Below are 26118 nucleotides of genomic sequence, written 5' to 3' on the forward strand. Positions count from 1 at the left end.
GACATCACGAGGCTGTCAACACTCTCATCGTACCGTCCGCAATCTTGACCGGCTATCGACCACCATCGGCCGCACTCCGGCGTCGAAAGATTTCGCTGATCACATCGACTCCTGCGAGGCCTATTGACGGGAGCTCTCGGCCTCCTATCATCCAGGATGCTCACCCCTCGATTGGTATTCGAGTTTTCGAACACAGCCGGACCGATCGCCTCAAGCAAGCACTCCCTGGAGAGATCGAGACATTGACATGTCATGTTCTCAACAACCCTTGGCTCGCCGTCGGGCGCCGGCTGCCGCGACCGGCCTTGTCACCAGCGCCTTCCCTTCCCGGGCGCACCCGTCGTGGACGGTGCATGTTCGCGCACGCCTGAGGAGGTCCACCTACCGCACCACCCAACCCCCCACCCCACGAGGAGAACCATGAACCCGCTGAAACGGCTCGGCTGCCGCCGAGCCTCCGTCCTCGCCCTGCTGGCGGCGACCATCCTGGTGACGCCCGGGACGGCAACCGGCGCGCCCGACGCCGTGAAGGCCTCCACCCTGGGCGCCCAGGCGGCCCAGTCCGGACGGTACTTCGGGGCCGCCGTGGCCGCGGGCCGGCTCGGCGACGGTACGTACACCGGCATCCTGGACCGTGAGTTCAACTCGGTCACGCCCGAGAACGAGATGAAGTGGGACGCGACCGAGCCCTCCCGCGGCTCGTTCAACTTCGGCCCCGCCGACCGGATCGCGAACCACGCGCAGGCCCGCGGTCAGCGCCTGCGCGGCCACACCCTGGTCTGGCACTCCCAACTGCCCGGCTGGGTCAACTCCATCAGGGACGCGAACACCCTGCGCGGCGTGATGAACAACCACATCACCACCGTGATGAACCGCTACAAAGGCCGGATCCACTCCTGGGACGTGGTCAACGAGGCCTTCGCCGACGGCCCCAGTGGCCAGCTTCGCAGCTCGGTCTTCCGGGACGTGCTGGGCAACGGCTTCATAGAGCAGGCGTTCCGCACCGCGCGCTCCGCCGACCCGGCGGCCAAGCTCTGTTACAACGACTACAACATCGAGAACTGGAGCGACGCCAAGACCCAGGGCGTCTACCGCCTGGTCCGCGACTTCAAGGCGCGCGGTGTGCCCATCGACTGTGTCGGCCTGCAGGCCCACTTCGGCAACGGTGGCCCACCCGCCAGCTTCCAGACCACGCTGTCGAATTTCGCCGCCCTCGGCGTGGACGTCCAGATCACCGAACTGGACATCGCGCAGGCGTCGCCGACCGCGTACGCGAACACGGTCAGGGCCTGCATGAACGTCGCGCGCTGCACCGGCATCACGGTCTGGGGCATCCGCGACAGCGACTCCTGGCGCGGTTCGGAGAACCCGCTGCTGTTCGACCGCAACGGCAACAAGAAACCGGCCTACCGATCGGTGCTCACCGCGCTGGGCGGCACACCCACCGCCACCAGCGGCACGCCTGGCGCCGCGCGCAGCGCTACCAACGCCGCTGCTCTGCCCAGCCGTTACTCGTGGAGCTCCAGCGGCCCGCTGATCTCACCGAAGTCGGACGCCAGCCACAACATCGCCGGGATCAAGGACCCGACGGTCGTGCAGTACAACGGCAAGTACCACGTGTTCGCGAGCGTCGCCAGCTCCTCCGGATACAACCTGGTGTACCTGAACTTCAATGACTGGTCCCAGGCCGGCTCGGCCACACACCACTACCTGGACCGCAGCGCCATCGGTCGCGGGTACCGGGCCGCACCGCAGGTCTTCTACTACGCGCCGCAACGCCTGTGGTACCTCGTGTACCAGACCGGCAACGCCTCGTACTCCACCAACCCCGACATCAGCAACCCCAACGGGTGGAGCGCCCCGCGCAACTTCTACTCGTCGATGCCCGACATCATCAGGCAGAACATCGGCAACGGCCACTGGGTCGACATGTGGGTGATCTGCGACAGCGCCAACTGCTACCTGTTCTCCTCCGACGACAACGGACACCTGTACCGCTCACAGACGACCGTCGGCCAGTTCCCGGGCGGCTTCACCAACACCGTCATCGCGGCTCAGGACTCCAAGTACGCCCTGTTCGAAGCGAGCAACGTGTACAAGGTGCAGGGCACCAACCAGTACCTGCTGCTCGTCGAGGCCATCGGATCGGACGGCCGACGCTACTTCCGGTCCTGGACCTCGGGCAGCCTCGCCGGTTCCTGGACGCCCCTGGCCGCGTCCGAGAGCAACCCGTTCGCTCGGTCCAACAACGTCACCTTCCCCTCGGGCGCCTGGACCCGGGACATCAGTCACGGCGAGATGATCCGTGCCGGCTACGACCAGACACTGACCATTCCCGCCTGCCGGCTCCAGTACCTCTACCAGGGCATGAACCCCAACGCGGGCGGCGACTACAACCTCCTCCCGTGGCGGCTCGGCCTGCTGACCCAGACCAACTCGACCTGCTGACCGACCGTGCCGTGGGGAGCGCTTCCTACAGGAGCGCTCCCCACGCTCACCGGCGACCTTCGGACGCATCCCTGTCAGAAAGCCGAGGTAATGCCATGCGCCGCAGACTTCTCGCCCTGGTGGCAGCGCTCGCCTCGCTGCCGCTGGCGCTCGCCGCCGCCCCGTCCGCCCACGCGGCCGACCCGACGACCATGACCAACGGGTTCTACGTGGACCCCGACTCCAGCGCGAAGCGGTGGGTCGCCGCCAACCCCGGCGACGGCCGGGCGCCCGCGATCAACGCCTCCATCGCCAACACCCCGACGGCCCGCTGGTTCGGCTCCTGGAGCGGCACCATCGGCACCGCCACCGGCGCGTACGTGGGCGCCGCGGACGCCCGGGACAAGCTGCCCATCCTCGTCGCCTACAACATCTACAACCGCGACTACTGCGGCGGGCACTCCGCGGGCGGAGCCTCGTCGCCGTCCGCCTACGCGAACTGGATCGCCCAGTTCGCGGGCGGGATCGCAGGCCGCCCGGCCGTCGTCATCCTCGAACCGGACTCCCTCGGGGACTACGGCTGCATGACCCAGGCCCAGATCGACGAACGCAGGGGCATGCTCACCGGCGCGCTCGCCGAGTTCAACCGTCAGGCCCCCAACACCTGGGTCTACCTCGACGCCGGCAACCCGGCCTGGGCGAGCGCGGCGACCATGGCCCAGCGCCTCCACGGAGCCGGCCTCCGGCAGGCCCGCGGTTTCTCGCTCAACGTCTCCAACTACCTGACCACGGCCGAGAACACCGCGTACGGCGCCGCCGTCAACAGGGAACTCAGCGCCCGGTACGGCTACACCAAGCCGTTCGTCGTGGACACCAGCCGCAACGGCAACGGCTCCAACGGCCAGTGGTGCAACCCTTCGGGCCGCCGTATCGGCACTCCCACCCAGTTGGGCGGAGGCGCCGAGATGCTCTTGTGGATCAAGGTCCCGGGCGAGTCCGACGGCAACTGCGGCGTGGGAACCGGCTCCTCGGCCGGACAGTTCCTCCCGGAGGTCGCCTACAAGATGATCTACGGTTACTGATCCGGAACCGCTCAGACGCGGCTCTGCGGGCCGAGGTCGATCACGCCGAGAGGGACGCGGACCGACCTCGGCCCTGACGTGGGATCAGCCTCCGTTGACTGGAGGATCGGCTTGATGCCCTCGTGCCGGAGTTGGAGTCGTGCGTCCGCTTGTAGTTGACGCAGAGCATGATCTCTCCACTGGTGGTCGGTAATTGATCCGCGTCCAGGTCTTCGTCTCGTCGTCGGAGCGGTAGATGGCGTTGCAGCTCTCGACGGCGCCGACCTGTGGATCGCCGGGTAGGAAGCGCCCCTGGTGCCTTGCCGAAGCCCAGGGTGCGTGAGGTGCGGCGGCTGCACCTCAGGTAAGCCCGTCGACACGAGACTCCCGCGATGCGCGCCCGCGACGACCGCGTGGCGCTGAACGAGGACGGTACGACCCTGGCCCTCCCGGCATGTCCACGGCGAGCAGCGCGGCGATGAACAGCAGCCCGGCGCCGACCACGCTCTGCAACGGGCACCTGAAACCCTCCGCCGGCGGACGAGCTGCGGTTGATGTCGCGAGGGGATGCGCAGGCCCCGGCCCCGATCGCTCCGGCACCTGACACCCCGGACGCGCCGGTCGGAGCGCCGTGGAGCGGCAGCCGATCTAGGCTGGAAGCAGCCGCTGGAAACCAGCCCTGACGGGCACGGCTGTCCGGACGGAGGCGTGTCGGGTGGAGATGGCCGACAAGCAGGACGCGCCCACTGCCGTTGCCGTTGTGGACCCGGACGGCATGGTCAGTGGCTGGAGCGAGGGGGGCCGGCTGCTGCTGGGCTGGACGGCCGAGGACACGGTCGGGCGCCCCGTGACGGATCTGCTGGTCGATCCCGCGCCGCCCGGCTTCCCCGAGGGCTACGGCGCCGGCCCCGACCCCTCGGGGTTCATCCCCCTTCGCCACCGGGACGGCTCCACGGTGGACGCCGTGGTAACGGCTCACCCGCTGTTCGGCCCCGACGGGCGGGCGCTGGGTCACGTGATGACCATCCAGCGTTGGGGACGCCGCCCGGTGATCGCCGACCGGGCCTTCGAGCAGTCTCCCTTCGCTCTGGGCGTCTACGACCCTGAGCTGCGGTTCCTGTGGATCAACGCCTCCTCGGGCCGGGTGATCGCGCACTCCGAAAAGCAAGTGCTGGGTAAGAAGTACCGCGAGGTGCTTCCCGAATTCGACCGCACGCTGTTTCCCGAAAGGGACGACAAGCCCTACACCGACGCGCTGGCCGAAGTGGCGAGGACGGGCGAGGCCACGCGTCTCATCACCGTCTTCCGCCCTCGCGGCAGTGACTACGCCAATGCCTGGGCCACCAGCATCTGGCCCGTCCGGGATGCCGAGGGCAGGGTCCGCGCGATCGCCAACTGGGGATTCGACATGAGCGCCGAGTACTGGGCTCGGCAACGCCTGCTCATCCTCAACAAGGCCAGCGGCGGCATCGGCCGGACACTCGACGTGATCGGCACCGCCCAGGAACTGGCCAGGACCCCGGTGCCGGGATTCGTCGACCTCGTCAGCGTGGATCTCTTCGACGAGGTGCTGCGCGGTGAGGAACCGCCCTCGGTGTCCGCGTTCACCCCCGGCGAGACGATCAGGCTCAGCCGTGCCGCCCAGCACAGCGCGAAGGAGGACGCCGACCGGGCGCCCGGGCCCACGACGCCGGTCAGTCACCCTGCCGGTTCCGTCGCCGCCCGCTGCATGGCCACCGGCAGGTCCACGGTCGAGCTCGCCGCTGAGCCCGGCCAGGGCGGCGAGTGGGCCTTCGGGCCCGGGCTCGCCGCCGATCCGGCCCACTGGCCACCGGGCAACCCGGTGATCGACGAGTCCATCGCCGCGGACGGGCTGACCGGCCGGATCACCGTGCCGCTCCGGGCGCGCGGCGCGCTCCTCGGCGTCGTCGCCTTCTCCCGCCTCGACCGGCCCGAGGCCTTCACCGCCGACGACCTGATCCTCGCCGAAGAGCTGACCGCCAAGGCAGCCGTCGCCATCGACAACGCCCGCCGGTACTCGCGCGAACGCACGACCGCGCTGACCCTGCAACGCAGCCTGCTGCCGCAGGGCCTGCCGGTCCAGGAGGCGGTCGAGGTGGCATCCCGCTACCTGCCCGGCGGGACCGGCATGGAAGTGGGCGGTGACTGGTTCGACGTCATTCCGCTGTCCGGCGCCCGGGTCGCCCTGGTCGTCGGCGATGTAGTCGGCCACGGCCTGCACGCCTCGGCCAGCATGGGCCGACTGCGTACGGCCGTACGCACCCTCGCCGACGTCGACCTGCCGCCGGACGAGCTGCTGACCCACCTGGACGACCTGGTCCTCCACCTCGCCGACGACCTCCAGCCCACCGGCCACTTCCAGCCGACCGGCGAGTCCGGCGCCACCTGCCTGTACACCGTCTACGACCCTGTCTCCCGGCGCTTCACGCTGGCGAGTGCCGGCCATCCCCTGCCGCTGATCATCTCACCGGACGGCACCAGGACCCCGGTGCCCGTCCATCCGGGACCCCCGCTCGGCATCGGTGGTCTGCCTTTCGAGGCCGCCGAGCTCGAACTGCCGGAGGGCAGCCTGCTCGCCCTCTACACCGACGGGCTGGTGGAAAGCCGCGAGCGCGACGTCGACCAGCGGACCACCGAACTGGAGCGCGCCCTGGACCCCTCGGCCACCTCGCTGGAGGCCCTGTGCGACACGGTGATGGACGCCATGCTCCCCGAACGCCGCACCGACGACGCCGCCCTGCTGCTCGTTCGCACGCACGCGCTGGCTCGCCGGCACGTCGCCGACTGGGAGGTCGAGCCCGACACCGCGCAGGTGCCGCGCGCCAGGAAGTTCGCTGTCGACCAGGTGGACGCCTGGGGCCTGGAGGAGGCGGCGTTCGTCACCGAGCTGGTCGTCAGCGAGCTTGTCACCAACGCCATCAGATACGGCGAGCCGCCGATCAGGCTGCGGCTGATTCGCGATACCTCCCTGATCTGCGAGGTCTCCGACTCCAGCAACACCGCCCCGCACCTGCGCCGGGCTCGCGTCTTCGACGAGGGCGGTCGGGGACTGTTGCTCGTCGCCCAGCTCACCCAAGGGTGGGGCACCCGGCACACCGGCAACGGCAAAACGATCTGGTGCGCGCAGACCCTCCAGTCTGAGCCGCACTGAGATCCCGGCTCGCGGAGCGGCGCCGGCCGCGCGGCAGGGCACGGCAACGGCACCGCTCGTCCGTGCGGGAGCCCGCCGCCTCGCGAGGGCCGGCACGACATCCGGCTGACGAGGCCTGGTCTCTGGGCACGATCAGGATCCGTGATCCACGCCTCTCACCCACCGCGCCGCGAGCGGGCATGGTGGTACGACGCATAGCTACGCCCCGAAGTATGTTGCACCACCACATGTGCCCCTGACGTGCACCTTCTTACGGTATCCCGACACGTACCCGTCCCCACCGCACACGAGGAAGTGGCGCACATGCCCTCCGCAACCACCGTTCCCCCACCCCCCGCCAGCCTCAAACGCATCGTGGCTGCCGGCCTCATCGGCACCACCATCGAGTGGTACGACTTCTTCCTCTACGGCTCAGCCGCCGCCCTCGTCTTCAACAAGCTGTTCTTCCCGGGCTCCGACCCTCTCGTCGGCACGCTTCTGTCGTTCCTCACGTACGCGGTCGGGTTCGCCGCCCGTCCGCTGGGTGCTCTCGTGTTCGGGCACTACGGCGACCGGCTCGGCCGCAAGAAGTTGCTGGTTTTGAGCCTGTTGCTGATGGGCGGGGCGACCTTCGTGATCGGGTTGCTGCCCACGCACGCGACCATCGGGACCGCCGCGCCCGTGCTGCTGACGGTACTGCGGCTGGTCCAGGGCTTCGCGCTCGGCGGTGAGTGGGGCGGGGCCGTGCTGTTGGTGTCGGAGCACGGGGACGCGCGGCGGCGCGGGTTCTGGGCCTCGTGGCCGCAGACCGGTGCGCCGGCGGGGCAGTTGCTGGCGACCGGTGTGCTCTCGCTGCTGACCGCCGTCCTGTCGGACTCCGCCTTCGGCTCCTGGGGCTGGCGGATCCCGTTCCTGCTCTCCGGTGTGCTGGTGATCGTCGGTTTGTGGATTCGTCTGTCTGTCGATGAATCGCCGGTCTTCAAGCAGGCGTTGGCGCGGGCCGAGGCCCGCAAGGCGGCGGTGGCGACGGACGCCGAGCGGCCGCCACTCGTGTCCGTGCTGCGGCACCACTGGCGGGACGTGCTGGTCGCGATGGGCGCGCGCATGGCGGAGAACATCAGCTACTACGTCATCACGGCGTTCATCCTCGTCTACGCCACCACCTCGGCAGGCGTCTCCAAGCAGACGGCCCTCAACGCGGTGCTGATCGCCTCGGCCGTGCACTTCGCGGTCATCCCGGCCTGGGGCGCTCTGTCGGACCGCATCGGGCGTCGGCCCGTCTACCTGCTGGGCGCAGCCGGCGTGGGGCTCTGGATGTTCCCGTTCTTCGCACTCGTGGACACCGGCGGCTTCGGCGGCCTCGTCGTCGCGGTGACGGTGGGCCTGGTGCTGCACGGTGCGATGTACGCGCCCCAGGCCGCCTTCTTCTCCGAGATGTTCGCGACCCGGATGCGCTACTCCGGTGCCTCCATCGGCGCTCAGTTCGCCTCGGTCGCGGCGGGCGCGCCGGCGCCGCTGATCGCCACCGCGCTGCTGTCCGACTACGGCAGCTCCACCCCGATCGCCCTGTACGTCATCGCCGCGGCCGTCCTGACGATCGTCGCCGTGGCGGCGGGCAAGGAGACCCGTCACCGGGATCTGGCCGACGTCGGGCCCACTGCGGGCACGGTGCCGGCGGCGGCCGGGGCGGCGGACGCGCACACCGTCTGATCAGGGCTCCGCACCGCCCCCGTACGCCCGTGCGTGCGGGGGTCAGCGCTGTGCCGGTGTCGCCAACCGGTGCAGCCGCAGGGCGAGTTGTATCTCCAGGGCGCGGGCGGGGCTCTGCCAGTCGTCGCCGAGGAGTCGGCCGACGCGTTCCAGGCGCTGGGCGACCGTGTTGACGTGGACGTGCAGTCGGTCCTTGGTGCGGGCCGGGCTCATCCCGCAGGCGAAGTACGCGTCGAGGGTGCGCAGCAGGTCGGTGCCGCGCCGTGCGTCGTACGCGACGACCTGGCCGATGGTGCGGTCGACGAAGCCGGTGATGTCCCGGTCTCCGGCCAGGAGGAGGCCCAGGAAACCGAAGTCCTCGGCGGCGGCTCCGTCCCCGGAACGGCCCAGGAGCCGCAGGGCGTCGAGGCAGCGGCGGGCCTCCGCGTAGGCCGCGGCCACGGAGTCCGGGTGGGCTGCGAGGTCTTCGACCGGGGCGGAGGCGCCGACGGTGACGGCTTCATGGACGGCCGTGCCGAGGTGTCGGGCGGTGCGGCGGGCCAGCTCGGTGGCGGTGTCTCCGGGGCCGAGGGGCAGCAGCAGGACGGTGCCGCCGTCGCGGGCGGCGGCCAGGCCGTGCCGGGTGGCGGCGAGGTGGGACGCGGCGGACCACAGGCGCCGGCGGGCGGCCGCCTCCTGGTCGGCGTCGGCTGCTGTGCCGTCGAGGCGGGCGGCGAGCACGGCGTGGGTGGCGTCGAGGTCGGCGTGCAGCCGAGAGGCGCGGTCGCGCAGGAGGCGCGGGTCCCGGTCGCGGGCGTCGAGGAGGTCGTCCAGCAGTTCGCCGCGGACGCGCTGTTCGGCTTCGGCGGCGGAGCGACGGGCCAGCAGGAGCAGCGACGTGACCGTCGCGGCACGTTCCAGGGTGCGTTGGTCGACGGGGTCGAGCCCCGGGTGTCCGCGCAGCACCAGCGCGCCGAGCAGTTCGCCACCGGCGGCGACGGCGGCGATCCAGTCGTCCTCGTGGCGGACCGCGTGCCCTTCGGCGCGGGAGGCCTCCAGGGCCTTCGCCGGTGCGGCGGCCGCTTCCGTGAACTCGACGGTGCCGTCCAGGACCTGGGAGACAGCGGCGGCCACGTCGTGCACCCCGCCGCCGCGCAGGACGAGTTCGGCGAGTCTGTCGTGGACGTCGGAGGCGCGTTCGATGACCCCGCTGCGGTCGCGGATGATCTCGTTAGCCCGTTCCAGGTCGGTGAGGGCGGACCGGGTCTCGGCGAGAAGGTTGGCGGCGTCGATGGCGGCCGCGGCGAGGGCTGCGAAGGAGCCGAGCAGGGCGATCTGCTCCCGTTCGAAGACCCGGGCGCGCCGGTCCGCCGCGAACAGCACGCCGATGACGTGGTGCCCGAGCATCAGTGGCACTCCGAGGATGGCCACGAGCCCCTCGTCCCGCACCCCCGCGTCGATGGTGTCGGTGTGCTGGAAGCGGGCGTCCTTGAAGTAGTCCTCGGTGACGTACGGGCGGGCTGTCTGGGCGACCAGGCCGCCGAGGCCCTCCCCCATGCCGAGCCGCAGCTGCTGGAAGCGGGCCGCGACCGAACCCTCGGTGACCCGCATATAGGTGTCGCCTCTGACCGGGTCGTTCAGGCTGAGGTAGGCGACGTCCGTGCCGAGCAGCGAGCGGGCGCGCTGCACAATCGCCTGCAGAACGGCGTCCAGGTCGCGCAGCCCGGCCAGGTCGTGGGCGGTCTCGAAGAGCGCGGACAGCTCGGCCTCCCGCCGGCGCCGCCCCTCCAGCTCCGAGCGGACCCGCAGGGCGAGCAGCTTGGCATGCTCCAGCGCGGCGATCCGCTCGGCCGGCCGGCCCTCGGCGCGGGCGAGGAGCACCGGCTGCTCGTAGGCGTCGGCGGAGGCGCCACGGGCCAGCAGCTCCAGGAACGGTGTCTCGGCATCTGCCGGCCTGGAGCCGCCCAGCGCCTCGCCCGGCGCCTGGCCCGGGTCCCTGGCGTCGCCGGCCGGCGCTCCGGCACCGGTGGCGGAACGCTCGGCGGACTGCACGTGATCGAGGGACATGCTCACAGGATTACTCATCGCCCACCCGCCCCGTCAGGCCTGTGGAAAACTCGGGCCCGCCACGGCGGGGGCCGTCGGCACGGCGAAGGACCGCGCTCAGTGCGCCGTCCAGCCGCCGTCCAGGACGAGCGAGGTGCCGGTCACGAAGGATGCCTGTGGGCTGCACAGATACGCCACGGCCTCGGCGACCTCGTCCGGTTCGATCAGCCGTTTGACGGCGCTGTCCTGCAGCAGCACCTCCGACAGGACGCGTTCCTCGGGGATGCCGTGTGCTCGGGCCTGGTCGGCGAGCTGCTCCTCGACGAGCGGGGTGCGGACATAGCCGGGGTTGACGCAGTTCGAGGTGACGCCATGGGGGGCGCCTTCCAGGGCGGTGGTCTTGGAGAGTCCTTCCAGGCCGTGCTTGGCGGTCACGTAGGCCGACTTGTAGGCCGAGGCGCGCAGGCCGTGGACGGAGGAGATGTTCACGACGCGGCCCCAGCCCTGCCCGTACATGTGCGGCAGGGCGCCGCGGATGAGCCGGAAGGGCGCCTCCAGCATCACGGTGAGCATGGTGTGGAAGACGTCGGGCGGGAACTCCTGGAGGGGCCGCACCAGCTGCAGCCCGGCGTTGTTGACGAGGACGTCGGTGCCCGCGGCGGCGAGTTCGGTGGCGTCCAGGTCGGTGAGGTCGAGGACGTGCGGCTCGACGGTGCCCGCGAGGTCGCGGGAGTGCTCGGTGAGCGCGTCCAGGCCGGCGGCGTCCCGGTCGACCGCTCTCACCTTGGCCCCGGCGGCCGCCAGGCGCAGCGCGCAGGCGCGGCCGATGCCCCCGGCGGCGCCGGTGACGAGGGCGGTGCGGCCGCCGAGGTCGAGCGGGAGGGCGTGGGGGGCCGGGTGGACGCTGGGCGCGGTCATGCTCCGACCCTAGGCGGCAGCCACACACCGACCCATGTGGTCTGGCCCCACAGTTCAGCCGGAACCGGTGGGGTCGAACCATGTGGGTGCGTCGGTCAGGGCCTGCTTGATCCGGAAGAGCCCGAACTCATGGAGGTCCGGCAGGGCGTCCACCGCGAACCAGCCCACCTCCAGCGACTCGTCGTCGTTGACCCGCGCCTCGCCGCCGACGGCCCGGCAGCGGATCGTGACGTCCATGTACTGGCAGATGTCGCCGTTGTCGTACGTGACCGGGTCCAGCGCCTGGACCAGGACGATCCGCTCCGCGACGCAGCGCACCGCGGTCTCCTCGTACACCTCTCGTACGGCGCAGGCGGCGGGCTGCTCCCCCGGTTCCGGGATACCGCCGATCACCGACCACCTGCGGGTGTCGGACCGCCGGTTCAGCAGCACTCTGCCCTCGTCGTCGAAGACGAGGGCGGTGACTCCGGGGAGCCACAGCAGCTGCTGTCCGGCGGTGGCACGCAGGGTGCGGATGAAGTCAGGAGTAGCCATGGCCCGACCCTAGCGGGCCTGCTCCGTCGCCTCCGGCGATTTCAAGGGGCGTGCGGCGGGCGTGCTGCTACACGTCACGGGCGCGTCGCCCGCGCACGCCGGCGCCGATCGCCCAGCCGAGTCCGCCCGCGGCGAGCAGCACCAGGGCGATCTCCGGCAGCACGCCCAGCTCTGTGGCGGGGGTCGTGGAGGTGCGCAGGGGCACCTTCTGGACGAGGTAGTCGGCCACGAACATGCCGGTCTTCTGTGTGATCTTCCCGTCCGGCATGATGATCGCGCTGACGCCGCTCGTCACCGGCACGGTGACGGTCCGGCTGTGCTCGACGGCGCGGACACGGGACATGGCGAGCTGCTGGTAGGTCATCTCGCTGCGGTCGAAGGTCGCGTTGTTGCTCGGCACGGAGATCATCTGGGCGCCGTCGGTGACCTCGGAGCGCACGGTCCAGTCGAAGGCGGCCTCGTAGCAGGTGACCAGCCCGACCTTGGCGCCGTCCATGGTGAACACGCCCGGCTCGGTGCCCCGGCTGAAGTCCTGGCGGGCCATCGCCGTCCAGTTCTTGTTGATCGCTCCGATGAGCGAGCGCAGCGGCAGGTACTCGCCGAAGGGCTGGATCTGCCGCTTGTCGTAGGTGTCGACGGGGCCCTTGGCCGGATCCCACTGGATCTGCTCGTTGTACAGCTTGCCGTCGCGCTCCACGACTCCGCCGACCGAGATGGGCACGCCGATCGCCCTTGCCGCACCGTCGATGACGGCACGCGCGTCGGCGTTGGCGAACGGGTCGACGTCGGAGGAGTTCTCCGGCCAGAGCACGAAGTCGGGCTGCGCGACCTTGCCGGCCTTGACGTCGGCGGCCAGACGTTCGGTCTCACGCGCGTGGTAGTCGAGAACCGCGCGGCGCTGGGAGTTGAAGTCGAGGCCTGCGCGGGGCACGTTGCCCTGGATCACGGCGACGGTCACGGTGCCGTCCTCGGCCTTGTCGCTGACCAGTGGCCGGGCCGCCACGGCCCCCGCCACCGGCACGGCCAGGCTGAGCAGGGCAACGGCCGCCGCGCCCCGCCGTACCGCACGGGTGCGCCGCGCCTGCATGGCCAGGCGCACGACCTCGTAGAGACCGAAGCCGCACAGGACGACGGCGAAGCCGAGCACCGGGGTGCCGCCTACCGCGGCGAGCGGCAGGAAGACGCCGTCCGCCTGCCCGAACGCGATCTTGCCCCAGGGGAAGCCGTTGAACGGCACGCGCGCGCGTGCCGCCTCGCCGACGGTCCACACCGCGGCCGCCCACACCGGCCAGGCGGGCAGTTTCGACACCGCGGCGACGCCCGCGCCGACCAGCGCCACGAAGAGCGCCTCGATGGCGACCAAGGCCAGCCACGGCACAGGGCCGACCTCCACGCCGGTCCACACCAGCAGTGGCAGCAGGAAGCCGAGGCCGAAGAGGTAGCCGAGGCCGAGTCCCGCCTTCCAGCTGCGGCCGCGCAGCACCCGGCCGAAGACGGCGAAGGCCGGCAGGGCCAGCCACCACAGGGTGCGCGGCGGGAAACTGATGTAGAGCAGCACTCCGGAGAGCGCGGCAGCGGCGGCCGGGACCAGGCGCAGGAGCCACTCGCCGCGCGATGCGGGCGCGTTCCGCGGCTGCAGCTGGTCCGAGTCGCCGACGGAGGTTGCGGTGACGGTCACCCGGGGAGTCTACGGCGAGTGACCTGGCCGCCGACAGCGCGGTCCGCGGGGCGGCGGCGCAGGGCACGGCCCGACTGCCGCATCGTTTCTTCACAACTCTGCACGACTCATCCACAAATCGCCCACCAGTCGTTACGGTGTGCCGGAGCCCTTGTCGCACGGCCCCGCACGGCCGGGCGGCCGGGGCCGTCACAGGTCGGGGGCGGCGCGGGTCGGGGGGCGGCGTGGGTTCCAGAAGGATGACGTCTGCGGTCGGTCCCGAGGCGGACGGCGACGGACGGCTCGTTTCGGACGCGGCGGGTGTGGTGATTCTCGGGGCCTGTGCCGCCTGGTCACTGATCTCGGCGACCGCGCGCGACGGCCGTCCCGAGGGCGTCCTGCTCGCGGTGCTGGCCGTGACCGCCGGGTATGCCGCGGGGCGGATCGGCGGAGCCGTCCTGCCGGTAGCCGCGCCCGGTGTCGCCGCGCTCGCCGGCACCGGCCTCACGGTGGCCGTTCCGCATCTGGCCCCGGGACCGCAGCTCGCAGCGCCGCTCGGGCACGCCGGCGCCACTGCCGCCCTGCTGACGCTGGCGACGGGCGCCGCGTGCTGCGGGGCCTGGGCCAGTGGGGTGCCGGCCGTGCGGCTCGGGCTGCGTCTGCTGGCCGCCGGGATCGCGGTGACGGCGGCCGCTCTGGGCTCGGCCACCGGCTGCGTCGCCTGTGCCGTCGTGCTGCTGTGCTCGCTCGCGGCCGGCCACGTGCGGCACCGCGGTACGGGCATCGCCGCGCTGGTCCTGGTCGTGGCCCTGGTGACCGCCCTGACGTGGGCGCTGGCGGCGAACGCGTTGCCCGCCGGGCTCACCGCGTCCCTGGAACGTCCACTGACCTCGCACCGGGTCCAGCTGTGGCGGGACGCGGTGCACATGGTGCGCCAGGAGGCGGCCCTGGGCATCGGTCCGGGGCGCTTCGGGGAGCTGAGCCCGACGGCGGCGCTGTCCCTGCCGCCCGACATCAGGCCCCACTCGGCGCCGTTGCAGCAGGCGGCCGAACAGGGAGTCGTGGGCGTGGCCCTGCTGGGCGCCGCCTTCTGCTGGTTGCTGTTCGCACTGTGGCGCTCGCCGCGCCCCACACCGGTCGCGCTCACGGCGGGCGTGGCCCTGACGGCACTCGCAACCATCGCCACCCTCGGCAACGCCCTGAGCTTCACCGCGGTGACGGCAGGCGCGGGACTGCTCGCAGGACTGGCCACAGCCCACCCACTCGCCGACGAGCCACCGACCCGGACCACGAACGTCCGGCCACGCGGCGACCGGCTCTCACGGTGACTTCACCGGCAACGCCCCGAGCTGCACCACAAGCCGCGCGGTGACCTCAGTGGGCGGTGCCGGTCGCCTTGGGGCGTAGTCGGGCCTTGATGACCTGGACGGCTGTCTCGGCGTCGTCCACGGTGATCGTGAAGGTATGACCGTCCCACAGTTGGAGCACCACGCCCTCGCCGCGCCGTACGACGACGGCCGTGCCCTTCTCGGGCCGCCAGCGGTAGCCCCAGCCGCCCCACTGACGCGGGGTGACGTGGGAGCAGTACTCGGCACCGGCGACGTGCGCCAGCGGGATGCGGCGGCGCGGCACGCCGATGTGGCCGCAGCGCACTTCCAGCCACTCCTGGTCGACCCGCAGGGCGACATGCACGAACGCCAGGGTGCCGAAGAGGACGAGCAGCCCGGCCGCGATGCAGCCCACGACGGCCATGACCAGCGGAACGATCCCGGACGTCCACGCGGAGTCGACGGCCAGCTCGATGCCGAGCGCCATGCAGGCGGCACCGGCGAGCGCCATCAGCCACTGGACCCGGTTCCTGGCGTGTCCGGTCCAGACATCGGAGTGGGGGGCGTGCTCGCCGTGGCGGTGGTCCCTCATATAGAGGAGGTTACTCAGGTTTCGCTCCGCGGCTACAGCGTTGCGGAGCGTGACTGAGCCGACCGGGCGGGTGTGACCGTCCGCAGCAGCTGGCCCTCCTCGTACGCCAGGGCGGGCGCGGGCAGCGTGCCCTCGCGCCCGCTGAGCAGCACCGTCAGGGTGCCGACCGGCTCGGCTTCGGGGGCGGGCAGTTCGCCGATCCGGCGCAGTGCCTGAGCGGCGACGGCCCCGGCGGAGCCGTGCAGGACGAGGGGCGGGTGACCGGGGCGCTGCACGGCGGTCCGGATGCGCTCGGCGACCAGTTCGTAATGGGTGCAGCCCAGGACAACGGTCGTTACATCCTCGGGGGTGAGGGCGGCCGCCGCGGCGACCGCGGCGGTGATCGCCGCCTCGTCCGCGCGTTCGACTGCTTCGGCGAGCCCCCAGCAGGGGACCTCGGTGACCGAGACCCCGCCCGCGAAGTCCTGGATGAGATTGCGCTGATAGTCGCTGCCGGTGGTGGCGGGCGTCGCCCAGATGGCGAAGGGGCCGCCGCCGGCCGCGGCCGGCTTGATCGCCGGGACGGTGCCGATGACCGGCAGGTCCGGCTCCAGCCGGGCGCGCAGGGTGGGCAGCGCGTGCACGGTCGCGGTGTTGCAGCCGACGATCAGGGCGTCCGGCCGGTGCGCGGCGGCGGCCTCTGCGACGGCCAGGGCACGAGCGGTCAGGTCTTCCGGCGTCCTCGGTCCCCAGGGCATGCCGTCGGGGTCCAGGGAGAGGATGAGATCGGCGTCGGGGCGGAGACGCCGTACCGCGGCGGTGGCCGCCAGCAGACCGATTCCGGAGTCCATGAGCGCGATCTTCACCCGGCCACGATAGACGATGTGCCGTGTCGGGCCGGTCCGGTGGGGCAGACTGCGCGCGTGAGCGCCGTTACGTGGACCGCCCTCGTATCACTCGCCTCCTGGCTGTGGCTGCTGCTCTGCCAGGGCTTTTTCTGGCGGACGGACGTTCGGCTGCCGCCCCGCCGGGAGCCGGACGCGTGGCCGTCGGTGTGCGTGGTCGTCCCGGCACGCGACGAGGCGGAGGTCCTTCCCGCGAGCCTGCCGTCGCTGCTCGCCCAGGACTATCCGGGGCGGGCGGAGGTCTTCCTGGTCGACGACGGCAGTTCGGACGGGACGGGGAGGCTGGCGCACGAGCTGGCGCGGCGCCAGGGGAGGCTGCCCCTCACCGTGTCCTCGCCGGGTGAGCCGCCCGCGGGCTGGACCGGCAAGCTCTGGGCGGTGCGCCACGGCATCACCCTGGCACGCGCGCGTGCGCCCGAGTACCTGCTGCTGACGGACGCCGACATCGCGCACGCCCCGGACAGCCTGCGGCACCTGGTGGCGGCGGCCCGGACCGGCGGGTTCGACCTCGTCTCCCAGATGGCCCGGCTGCGGGTGGAGAGTGCGTGGGAGCGGCTGGTCGTGCCTGCCTTCGTCTACTTCTTCGCACAGCTGTATCCGTTCCGCCGGATCGGCAGGAAGGGGGCGCGGACGGCGGCCGCCGCGGGTGGCTGCGTACTGCTGCGCGCCGAGGCCGCCGAGCGGGCCCGGATCCCGGACGCGATCCGGCACGCCGTCATCGACGACGTGGCGCTCGCCCGGGCCGTCAAACGCGGCGGCGGCCACATCTGGCTGGGACTGGCCGACGGGGTGGACAGCGTGCGGCCCTATCCGCGGCTGCGGCACCTGTGGCGGATGGTCTCGCGCAGCGCGTACGCACAACTGCGGCACAACCCCCTTGTACTGGCCGGGACGGTCGCCGGGCTGGCGGTGGTATACCTGGTGCCGCCCCTGGCGGTGGTCGTGGGCGCGGCCACGGGAAGTGCCCCGGCAGCGGTCGCCGGCGCCCTGGCGTGGCTCGTGATGACAGGGACGTACGTCCCGATGCTGCGCTACTACCGGCAGCCGCTGTGGCTCGCTCCCCTGTTGCCGTTCACCGCGTTCCTGTACCTCCTGATGACGGTGGATTCCGCGGTGCAGCACCACAGAGGTCGCGGTGCGGCCTGGAAGGGGCGGACCTACGCTCGTCCGGAGGCCGTGCCCGACGAGGGCTGAGCGCCCGCCCCCACACGGGCTCATTTCCTGCCGGGGGTCCAGTTCATGCCCCACCCGTAGGCGTGGTCGATCGTGCGCTGCGGGCTCACTCCGCGCTCGGGCACCAGGTAGCGGGCCTCGCGCTGGACGACCAGGTCGCTGCCGGTACTGGTGATCAGCGCGAGCGCGCACACCGTCGAGGGGACCGTGCACTCGTCGAGCGAGAACTCGATCGGGGCGCCGTACTGCGGCTGCAGGGTGACCGTGGCGTGCAGGTCGGCGAAGGAGCGTGCCCCGGCGTAGATGGTGACGAAGACGAGGATGCGCCGGAAGGCCTGCTTGTGGTCGAGGTTGACGGTGAGGTTCTCGCCGGTCGTCACGGCGCCGGTGCGGTCGTCGCCGTCCAGGTGGATGTACGGGGGCTGGTGCAGCGCGCCGAAGGCGTTGCCGAGGGCCTGGACGACGCCCTTGCTGCCGTCGGTGAGTTCGTACAGGCAGCACAGGTCGAGGTCGAGATCGTCGTGCAGGGCGACCGGACGGCCCAGCTTGCCGGCCCACCCCGAGAACTGCTTGCGCACCTGCCAGTTGAGGTTCACGCGCAGGGCGCCCGAGGTGCCGCCCTGCTTGGTCAGGGAGACCGAGGGGGCCGCCTTGGTCAGCGTCACCTTGGTCAGGCGGACCGGTGCGGCGGGCGCTGCCGCGGGTGGAGGCGGCGGAGTGGCGACCGGCCCCGTCACCGGCGGGGGCATGGTCACCGGGGGTGCCGGCGGCGGGACCGGCGCGGCGGCCGGGGCCGCGTGCTGCGGCTCGTCCACCGTGATGCCGTAGTCGGTGGCCAGGCCCTCCAGCCCGCTGCTGTAGCCCTGGCCGACGGCCCGGAACTTCCAGGCGCCCTGACGGCGGTAGAACTCACCGAGCACGAACGCCGTTTCCACCGTGGCGCCCGTGCTGTCGAAGCGGGCCACCTCCGTGCCCCGGGCCGCGTCCTTGACCTCGATGTACAGATCCGGGACCTGTCCGAACGATCCGCCGTCCGCGGAGGCGGCGAGGATCACCGTCTCGATCGCGGGCTCCACGCGCGCGAGGTCCACGAGGAGGCTGTCGGTCACCCTGCCGCCATCGGTGCGCTTGCCCTCGTGGCGGACCGCGCCGGAGGAGTGCACCGGCTGGTTGTAGAAGACGAAGTCCCCGTCGGAACGGACCTTTCCGCCCATCAGCAACAGCGCCGAGGCGTCCGCGTCGGGCACACCCGGGCCGGAACGCCAGCCCAGTTCCACCCGCAGCGCCGTGGTCGGCACCGGGGTGTTCGATCCTTTCGGCATTGACATGTCCGCCCCCATCACGTGTCACCGCGCCAGGCCGCGCCCGGCGGTCCGGGAAGTCTCCGCGCACAACCTATTCCCCCCGACTTGCCCCGGACAGCGAACTCCCCTGAGGAGGTCGACAGGACCGGCCCCCGACCCGCCGGTAACCCCTTCGGAACTCGGCCTTTACAAGAACGGCACTACTGGGGGCGCCCCTTTTTCCCAAGTTCGCTCGTATTAGGGATCCCACGTCACGCCGCACACGGAAAACAACCCTCTTATCGGTCTCCCCAACCAGCACATCGTGGGCTTAACTTATGTGCCATGACCTCCCCCCGCTCCACCTTTGGCGGCGGCTACTACTCCGCCTCATTCCCGGACACCCCGATCTACGACTCGCTCGTCAAGGAGCGGGGCACCCCGCAGATCGCCCCGATCCGGGTGCCCGCTCCGTACGACACGCCGGGGAGCCACCTACCCGCGGTCCCGTCGGCGCTGCCCGCCCTCCCGGCGGCCCCGCCCCAGCCCTCCTACGGCTACCCGCAACAGGCACCGCAGCCCGCCCCGCTGCAACAGGCGCCCGCGGCGTACATCCCGCAGCAGGCGACTGCTCCGCGCGCCTACCCGGGTCCGCAGCAGCCGCAACAGCCACGCCCGGCGGCACCCGGCGCGGCGGGCTACGAGGCCATGCGCCCCGCGGCTCCCCGGCCCGCCCCGGCTCCTTACCAGGACCCGTACAACAACCAGCAGTACCGCGGCTACTGAGCCGTTCCCCGGCGGGTGTCGGTGCCGCCTGGCACGATGTCCGCATGGGGAACGCGCGACTGCAGTCGATTCATGTCCATCCGGTCAAGGCGTTCCGGGGCCTGGCGCCCCGGGAGGCCGTCGTGGAGCCCTGGGGGCTGGCCGGAGACCGGCGTTGGGTCCTGATCGACGACGGGGGAAAGGTCGTCACCCAACGCGAGCATCCGCGCCTCGCGCTGGCCGCCGCCGAGCTTCTGCCCGGCGGCGGCGTCCGGTTGTCCGCACCGGGCATGGAGCCGCTGACCGTGCCGGTTCCGGGGCCCGTGGGCCTGCTGTCGATGGAGATCTTCCGCGACAAGGTCGAAGCGGTCCCCGCTGAAGGCGAGGAGGCGCACGCCTGGTGCAGCGCCTATCTCGGTGCCGGGATGCGGCTCGTGTACATGGACGATCCCGCCACGCGCCGACCCGTCGACCCTGAGTACGCGCTGCCGGGCGAGACCGTCTCCTTCGCCGACGGCTACCCACTCCTGCTCACGACGACCGCCTCCCTCGACGCCCTCAACGCGCTGATCGCGCAGGGCGACCGTGCGGACGAGGGCCCCCTGCCCATGAACCGCTTCCGGCCGAACGTCGTCGTGGCCGGTACCGAGGCCTGGGCCGAGGACGGCTGGTCACGCCTCACCATCGGCGAGGTCGCCTTCCGCGTCACCAAGCCGTGCGGGCGGTGCGTCGTGACCACCACCGACCAGAGCACGGCCGAACGCGGCAGGGAGCCCCTGCTCTCCCTCGGGCGGCACCGGCGCATGGGTGGCAAGCTGGTCTTCGGGCAGAACCTGGTCCCCTGTTCCCGCGGCACGATCCGCGTCGGGGACCCGGTCACGATCATCGAATAGCAAGGATTCTCCGACGGGGCCGGAGGCGGGAACCGAGCCCGAGGGCCCGCGCGTTGGCTGTCGTGAGAAGTTCATGAGGGGCACGGCGAGGGGTGATTTCGCTCTCTCTTCGACGGGCCTGCGCGTGGACGGCTCCGCCAGGGGTTATCACGGAGCGGGAAGGGGGTGCGGACGGTGCGGGCAATCAGCGGTCTGTGGCGCTGGCGGCACAATCCGCTGCGCCGTGCGACCGACCTGGCCGAGGCCTGGGTGGCCCTGGTGGCCCTGCTGCTGATCCTCTTCGTCGCACCCGTGATCGGCACCGTCGTCGGCGGCGTCGCCCAGGACGGCCTGCAGCGGTCCGTGCGAGACCAGCACCAGTCGCGTCACCTGGTGACGGCCACCGTGATCCGCAAGCTGGACCGCTCGCCCCTGGACGCCGACCCGGAGACCTCCTCCGCCCGGGATCTGCGCACCCGCGTCCTCGCCGGCTGGACCGCGCCGGACGGCACCGAGCACAGCGGACCTGTCATGGCGAGCCTCAAGAGCCCGCAGCAGGGCGACCACTTCGCGATATGGACGGACCAGCACGGCAAGTTGGTGCCCCGTCCGCTGGACTCCGCGACCGCGACGACGCACGCCGTCATCGCCGGGTTCGGCGCCGCGCTCGCGACCGCCGGACTGGTCGAGGCCGGACGGCGACTGATCGTCTGGCGCATGGTCCGCCGCCGGTACGCCCGTTGGGACCAGGCCTGGGACCGGGCCGGACCGGACTGGGGCAGGACCGGCACCGGCAGCTGACGGCCTTCCGCCTCCGGTCAACTCACCACCTGCGCGCACGCTACGGTGGACCAGCCGAACTCCCTTCGGCATCAACCCGCGCGTGAGGGAGCCACAGGGGCGCGCCCCGGAGGCGAACGAGCCATCAGTACGACGATGTGGGGGCACAGCAACGCCATGGCACAGGGCACGGTCCAGGTGACGCACACCGGCACATCGCGGTGGCGGCGCCGCACGGGTGAGTACGCATCGCTCGCCGCAGCCCTGGAGGTCGCGGCCGACGGTGACGTCCTCACCGTTGCTCCCGGGACCTACCGGGAGAACCTCGTCGTGCAACGGGCGGTGACCCTGCGCGGCCCCGAGGGCTCCCCCGGCTCGGTCCGGATCGCGCCCGTGGACGGGGTGCCGCTGACCGTGCGCGCCTCGGCGGTGGTCCAGGACCTGCACGTGGAGGGCCAGGACGCGGCCGCGCCGGCCGTGCTCGTCGAGGAGGGCACACCGGAGCTGATGGACGTGCGGGTCGTGACCCGGTCCGCGGCCGGGATCGAGGTGCGCGGGAGCGCACGCCCGACCGTGCGGCGCTGCACGGTCGACAACCCGGCGGGCATCGGCATCGCCGTCGTCGACGGCGGGGGCGGGGTGTTCGAGGACTGCGAGGTCGTCGCGGCCGGCCAGTCCGGTGTCGCGGTGCGCGGCGGCGCCCATCCCCGCCTGGAGCGGTGCCGTGTCCACCACGCCTCGGGTGTCGGCCTGTCGGCGACGGGCGAGAACTCCGGGCTGGAGGCGGTGGGGTGCGAGGTGTACGAGGTGCGCGGCAGTGGCGTGCAGGTCACCGGCCGGGCCACCGCACACCTCACCGACTGCGATGTGCACCGCACCACCGCCGACGGTGTCACGCTCGACACGGACGCGGTGATGACGCTCGCCGACTGCCGCATCCACGACATCCCGGAGAACGCGGTCGACCTGCGCTCCCGCTCCGTCCTGACGCTGACCCGCACGAGCGTGCGGCAGTTCGGGCGCAACGGTCTGTCGGTGTGGGACCCGGGCACGCGTGTGGACGCCAACCAGTGCGAGATCTTCGACAGCACGGGCGACTACCCGGCGGTGTGGGTCAGCGACGGCGCGACCGCCGTCCTCGACTCCTGCCGGGTGCACGACGTGCCGGACGCCCTGTTCGTCCTCGACCGCGGCTCCCGCGCGGACGTCGTCGACAGCGACCTGTCCCAGGTGCGCAACACGGCCGTGTCGGTGAGCGACGGCGCCACCGCGCAGCTCGACGACTGCCGCATCCGGGACGCGGCGACCGGCGCCTGGTTCCGCGACCACGGCAGCGGCGGCACCCTCAACAACTGCACCCTGGACGGTACGCAGACCGGCGTGATCGTCACCAAGGGCGCCGACCCCACGATCGAGCGCTGCACGGTCGAGTCGCCCGCGGAGGCCGGGTTCTATGTGTCGGCCGGCGGTCGCGGCAGCTTCCTGAACTGCCGCGTGACCGGCAGCAGCGGCTACGGCTTCCATGTGATCGACGGCTGCCGGACCACACTGCGGAAGTGCCGTACGGAGCGGTGCGCGCGCGGCGGGTACGAGTTCGCGGACGGCGGCCCGGGCACGGACGCGGGCCCGCTCGTCGAGGACTGCACCAGCGACGAGAGCGGGGGTCTGCGGCCGCCGATGGCGCGCGAGACAGCCGTGCAGACGGTGCCCCAGTCCCCCGGCCTGCTGGGATCGATCCCCGGGCAGCGCACCTCCGAGCAGGCGCCTCCGCCCGCGGCCGAGGAGCCGGTGAAGCCGACCCGGACCTCGAAGGCGGTGCTCGGAGAGCTCGACGCCCTCGTCGGCCTGGAGAACGTCAAGCGTGAGGTGCGGGCGCTCACCGACATGATCGAGGTGGGCCGGCGCCGGCAGCAGGCCGGCCTGAAGGCGGCCTCCGTCAAGCGGCACCTGGTGTTCACGGGCTCCCCCGGCACCGGCAAGACGACGGTCGCCCGCCTGTACGGCGAGATCCTCGCCTCCCTCGGTGTCCTGGAGAAGGGACATCTCGTCGAGGTGTCCCGCGTCGACCTGGTCGGCGAGCACATCGGCTCCACCGCGATCCGCACCCAGGAGGCCTTCGACCGGGCGCGCGGCGGTGTGCTGTTCATCGACGAGGCGTACGCGCTGTCGCCGGAGGACTCGGGCCGGGACTTCGGCAAGGAGGCCATCGACACGCTGGTGAAGCTGATGGAGGACCACCGGGACGCGGTCGTGGTGATCGTCGCGGGTTACACGGCGGAGATGGAGCGCTTCCTGTCCGTCAACCCGGGCGTCGCCTCCCGCTTCTCACGGACCATCACCTTCACCGACTACGGCCCCGGGGAACTGCTGCGGATCGTGGAGCAGCAGGCCGAGGAGCACGAGTACCGGCTCGCGCCGGGCGCCGGGGAGGCACTGCTGAAGTACTTCACGCAGCTCCCCAAGGGCCCCGCCTTCGGCAACGGCCGCACCGCGCGACAGACGTTCGAGGCGATGGTGGAGCGGCACGCGAGCCGGGTCGCCCAGCTCGACGACCCGAGCACGGACGACCTGACCCTGCTCTACGCCGAGGACCTGCCCGAGCAGCCCTGAGGCCCGCCGTCCGCGCCCGGGACGGGCGGCTGCTCGGTGTGACGCGGCGCCGGCACCTCGTGCCTCAGCCTCCCCAGCAGCCGCTGCCGTTCCTCCACGAACGCCGGGTCGGCCTGGTAGTCGGAGTGGCCGAGGATCGGCTCCGGCAGCGGATGGCTCCGGGTACGGCCGTAGGCGAGGGGGTCCTTGAGGGGCGCGCGGTCCACCTCGGGCCCGCAGCCGCCCGGCAGGCGCACGGGGCCGCCGATGGGGTCGGTGAGGCGGTAGAGGTTCCGCCAGCAGTCGATCTCGCGGTGCAGGGAGCTGAGCGCGTCCGGGCCGAAGTGGGCCGGGAACCAGCGGCCGTACAGGCGCTCCAGCGGGGAGCCGTACGTCAGCAGGGCGATCCGCTTGCGGGCGGACGGCGTCAGCTGCCAGGCCGCGGCGGCGGCGAGCACACTGCCCTGGGAGTGTCCGGAGATGACCAGCCGCCCGCCGGTGGCGTGTGTCCAGGTCGCCATGCGCCAGGTCAGGTCGGGCACGGCTCGCTCGGCGTAGCAGGGCGGCGCGAAGGGGTGGGCGGCGCGTGGCCAGAAGGTGCCGACGTCCCAGAGGATGCCGATGGTGCGGCGGGCGGAGGCGTCCTTGTAGGCGCGTCTGCCCCAGGTGACGAACAGGATGAAGCCGAGGCCGATGAGCCAGGAGCCCAGGGCCTGGGCGGTTTCGGCGGCACCGTGGACGAAGGCGTGGGTGCCTCGGGCGGCGTCGGCCGGTGGCCGGTCGGTCGTCAGGGCGCCCACCAGCGCTGCGGCGCCCAGCAGGAGAGTGGTGGCGGAGGTGACGGCGATGATGCGGGGGCCTCGGTCGGTGAGCGCTGCCATCGCGCGGGTGCGGGCGATGCGGCGGGTGCGTTCCGTGTCGGCGGGCTCACCGGGGTAGTCGCGGGTCACGGCGGCATGCTCGGCGCGGGCCAGCTGCCAGGCCCGCCGGGCGAGCCAGCCGCAGACGACCAGCAGCACGATCAGCAGCGGCGGGATCACGGACGCCTGCCAGGTCAGCAGAACCGGCGGTCCGTCGATGTTCGTGCCGGTGCCGTCCAGCCAGTCCGACACGCGTTGGGAGACGCCGCCGGACATCACGCCGCCCAGCGCGCAGGCCAGCATCGCCACCGCGGGTCCGCCGAGGCCCCGCATCGCGGCGCGCCTGTCGGGGTGGGTGCGGTGCAGGGCGTGGGCGACCACGCCGAGGGCGATCACGAGCAGGCCCTGTCCCAGGGCGATGCCGCCGAAGGCGGCGTCCCCCGGCAGCCGGCCGGCCGACTCCCACCCCGGACGGGACCACCCGGCGTAGAGCACGGCGAGCACCAGCAGGACGAGCGCGGTCAGCGGCAGGCGTCGTACGAGGTGCTGGTCGAGTTCCCGGTCGAGGCGCCGCTCGCTGCGGCCCCTGCGGCAGACCACCCACACCACGGCGGCAGCGCCGGCGACGAGTGCCGCTTCCAGGAGCCACCCCAGCGTGTCGAGCAGCGCGGGCCCGCCGGACCGGTGGTCGAAGCGGGCCGCGGGTGAGCCGACCGCCGCGGTGACCGTGAGCAGTCCCGCGGCGGTGTGCGCGGCCCGCAGCCGGGCCACCAGGCGGCGGCCGTACCAGAAACCGGGCCGGCCCAGTGCGGTGCGGCCGGTCTCCTCCTCCGGCTCGGGGGCGCGGTCCATGGGCTGCTGGGACTCGTAGGCGCTCCAGGTGCGCAGGGAGAGGAACCAGAGCAGGCCGGTGAGCGCGGCCGGGACGACGGCGGCGAGGGCGAGCCTGCGGCCGGGCAGGGTCCACCAGCTGCCGTCGGAGACCGCTGGCGACAGGAAACCCAGCCAGGAGTGCCGCTCGGCGCACTCGGGTGTGCCCGCGCACTGCCAGGCCGCGAGGTCGAGCGCGACCTCGCAGGCGGCGGCCACGAGCAGCACCGTCAGGGTCAGCCCGGTGAGCCGCACCAGCAGCCCGTACAGCCGGGCCGCGCTTCTGCGTCCGTGTGCGGGGGGCCGCATCCAGTGGGCGAGGTTGACGACCATGAACGGCAGCAGCAACAGCCACAGGGCGCGTGTGCCGTTGCCGGAGGTGAGGTTGCACCACACGTAGGCCTCGGGGACGGGTCTGCCCCGGTGGTCCTCGGGCCGGGACTCCGCGTCGGCGTCCTCGGTGCGCCGGAAGACCGCCGCCGTGTCGTCGCCGCTGATCCGCACCGTCCGCGGATCGTTCAGCATCTTCTCGGGTGTCGTGCCGCCCACTCCGTGGACCAGGAGCTCCAGAGCGGTCCCGGCTTCTCCCCTGTCGTCCGGTCCGTCCGCCGAAGTCCGCTTTTGCGCACGTTCCACTGT

Annotated in this window: 18 protein-coding genes; 10 read left to right on the forward strand and 8 right to left on the reverse strand. The window is 72.1% G+C overall.

Going from position 1 to position 26118, the window contains the following annotated elements:
• Nucleotides 1-420 precede the first annotated feature (420 nt).
• The 4 genes from NW895_RS15160 (at nt 421) to NW895_RS15175 (ending at nt 8349) form a co-directional block, all read left to right on the forward strand.
• Nucleotides 421-2448, forward strand: coding sequence for a non-reducing end alpha-L-arabinofuranosidase family hydrolase (locus tag NW895_RS15160; protein WP_289936050.1), 2028 nt, complete (start codon nt 421-423; stop codon nt 2446-2448).
• 95 nt (nt 2449-2543) lie between these two features.
• The gene (locus tag NW895_RS15165) at nt 2544-3509 is read left to right on the forward strand and encodes a glycoside hydrolase family 6 protein (RefSeq protein WP_289936051.1); all 966 of its coding nucleotides are present in this window, start codon (nt 2544-2546) and stop codon (nt 3507-3509) included.
• Between the two features lie 700 nt (nt 3510-4209).
• Nucleotides 4210-6660 carry a SpoIIE family protein phosphatase gene (locus NW895_RS15170; protein ID WP_289936052.1) on the forward strand — a complete coding sequence of 817 codons (2451 nt, stop codon included), beginning with the start codon at nt 4210-4212 and terminating at the stop codon, nt 6658-6660.
• 303 nt (nt 6661-6963) lie between these two features.
• Nucleotides 6964-8349, forward strand: a complete 1386-nt coding sequence (locus NW895_RS15175; protein ID WP_289936053.1) for an MFS transporter — start codon at nt 6964-6966, stop codon at nt 8347-8349.
• A gap of 42 nt (nt 8350-8391) precedes the next feature.
• Here the strand turns inward: NW895_RS15175 and NW895_RS15180 are convergent, their stop codons facing one another.
• The 4 genes from NW895_RS15180 to lnt all read right to left on the reverse strand — a co-directional run bounded on the left by NW895_RS15180 (nt 8392) and on the right by lnt (nt 13504).
• A complete protein-coding gene (locus NW895_RS15180) occupies nt 8392-10395 on the reverse strand; it encodes a GAF domain-containing protein (RefSeq protein ID WP_289936054.1) in 2004 nt (667 codons plus the stop codon).
• A 96-nt stretch (nt 10396-10491) separates the two neighbouring features.
• A complete protein-coding gene (locus tag NW895_RS15185) occupies nt 10492-11292 on the reverse strand; it encodes a 3-hydroxybutyrate dehydrogenase (RefSeq protein WP_289936055.1) in 801 nt (266 codons plus the stop codon).
• Between the two features lie 54 nt (nt 11293-11346).
• Complete coding sequence (locus NW895_RS15190) at nt 11347-11826, reverse strand: NUDIX domain-containing protein (RefSeq protein ID WP_289936056.1); 480 nt, start codon at nt 11824-11826, stop codon at nt 11347-11349.
• Between the two features lie 67 nt (nt 11827-11893).
• Nucleotides 11894-13504 (reverse strand): apolipoprotein N-acyltransferase, encoded by a 1611-nt coding sequence (gene lnt, locus NW895_RS15195; protein WP_289936057.1) that lies wholly within the window; start codon nt 13502-13504, stop codon nt 11894-11896.
• A gap of 239 nt (nt 13505-13743) precedes the next feature.
• On the opposite strand from lnt, the gene NW895_RS15200 reads away from it, so the two are divergent.
• The gene (locus NW895_RS15200; RefSeq protein ID WP_289936058.1) at nt 13744-14811 is read left to right on the forward strand and encodes an O-antigen ligase family protein; all 1068 of its coding nucleotides are present in this window, start codon (nt 13744-13746) and stop codon (nt 14809-14811) included.
• Between the two features lie 46 nt (nt 14812-14857).
• Here NW895_RS15200 and NW895_RS15205 read toward each other — a convergent pair whose 3' ends face one another.
• Together NW895_RS15205 and NW895_RS15210 are read right to left on the reverse strand one after the other, a co-directional pair.
• Nucleotides 14858-15403, reverse strand: a complete 546-nt coding sequence (locus tag NW895_RS15205) for a hypothetical protein (RefSeq protein ID WP_289936059.1) — start codon at nt 15401-15403, stop codon at nt 14858-14860.
• A 32-nt stretch (nt 15404-15435) separates the two neighbouring features.
• Entirely contained in the window at nt 15436-16248 is an 813-nt protein-coding gene (locus NW895_RS15210) for an aspartate/glutamate racemase family protein (protein WP_289936060.1), read from the reverse strand.
• 39 nt (nt 16249-16287) lie between these two features.
• Between NW895_RS15210 and NW895_RS15215 the strand changes: the two genes are divergently transcribed.
• Entirely contained in the window at nt 16288-17481 is a 1194-nt protein-coding gene (locus NW895_RS15215) for a glycosyltransferase (protein WP_289936061.1), read from the forward strand.
• Nucleotides 17482-17501: 20 nt separating this feature from the next.
• On the opposite strand, the gene NW895_RS15220 is transcribed toward NW895_RS15215, so the two are convergent.
• A complete protein-coding gene (locus tag NW895_RS15220; protein WP_289936486.1) occupies nt 17502-18782 on the reverse strand; it encodes a TerD family protein in 1281 nt (426 codons plus the stop codon).
• Between the two features lie 306 nt (nt 18783-19088).
• Here NW895_RS15220 and NW895_RS15225 point away from each other — a divergent pair, with 306 nt between their 5' ends.
• The 4 genes from NW895_RS15225 (at nt 19089) to NW895_RS15240 (ending at nt 23770) form a co-directional block, all read left to right on the forward strand.
• Nucleotides 19089-19529 carry a DUF6643 family protein gene (locus NW895_RS15225; protein WP_289936062.1) on the forward strand — a complete coding sequence of 147 codons (441 nt, stop codon included), beginning with the start codon at nt 19089-19091 and terminating at the stop codon, nt 19527-19529.
• A 44-nt stretch (nt 19530-19573) separates the two neighbouring features.
• Nucleotides 19574-20401: an MOSC N-terminal beta barrel domain-containing protein gene (locus tag NW895_RS15230; protein ID WP_289936063.1), complete on the forward strand. Its 828-nt coding sequence runs from the start codon at nt 19574-19576 to the stop codon at nt 20399-20401.
• Between the two features lie 174 nt (nt 20402-20575).
• The gene (locus NW895_RS15235) at nt 20576-21181 is read left to right on the forward strand and encodes a hypothetical protein (protein WP_289936064.1); all 606 of its coding nucleotides are present in this window, start codon (nt 20576-20578) and stop codon (nt 21179-21181) included.
• A 156-nt stretch (nt 21182-21337) separates the two neighbouring features.
• Nucleotides 21338-23770, forward strand: a complete 2433-nt coding sequence (locus NW895_RS15240; protein WP_289936065.1) for a right-handed parallel beta-helix repeat-containing protein — start codon at nt 21338-21340, stop codon at nt 23768-23770.
• On the opposite strand, the gene NW895_RS15245 is transcribed toward NW895_RS15240, so the two are convergent.
• Entirely contained in the window at nt 23740-26115 is a 2376-nt protein-coding gene (locus tag NW895_RS15245; protein ID WP_289936066.1) for a hypothetical protein, read from the reverse strand. The genes NW895_RS15240 and NW895_RS15245 overlap by 31 nt on opposite strands.
• Nucleotides 26116-26118 lie beyond the last annotated feature (3 nt).

Origin of the sequence: Streptomyces sp. S.PNR 29, from assembly GCF_030386795.1 — a bacterium.
In the GTDB taxonomy this organism is placed as follows: Bacteria; Actinomycetota; Actinomycetes; order Streptomycetales; family Streptomycetaceae; genus Streptomyces.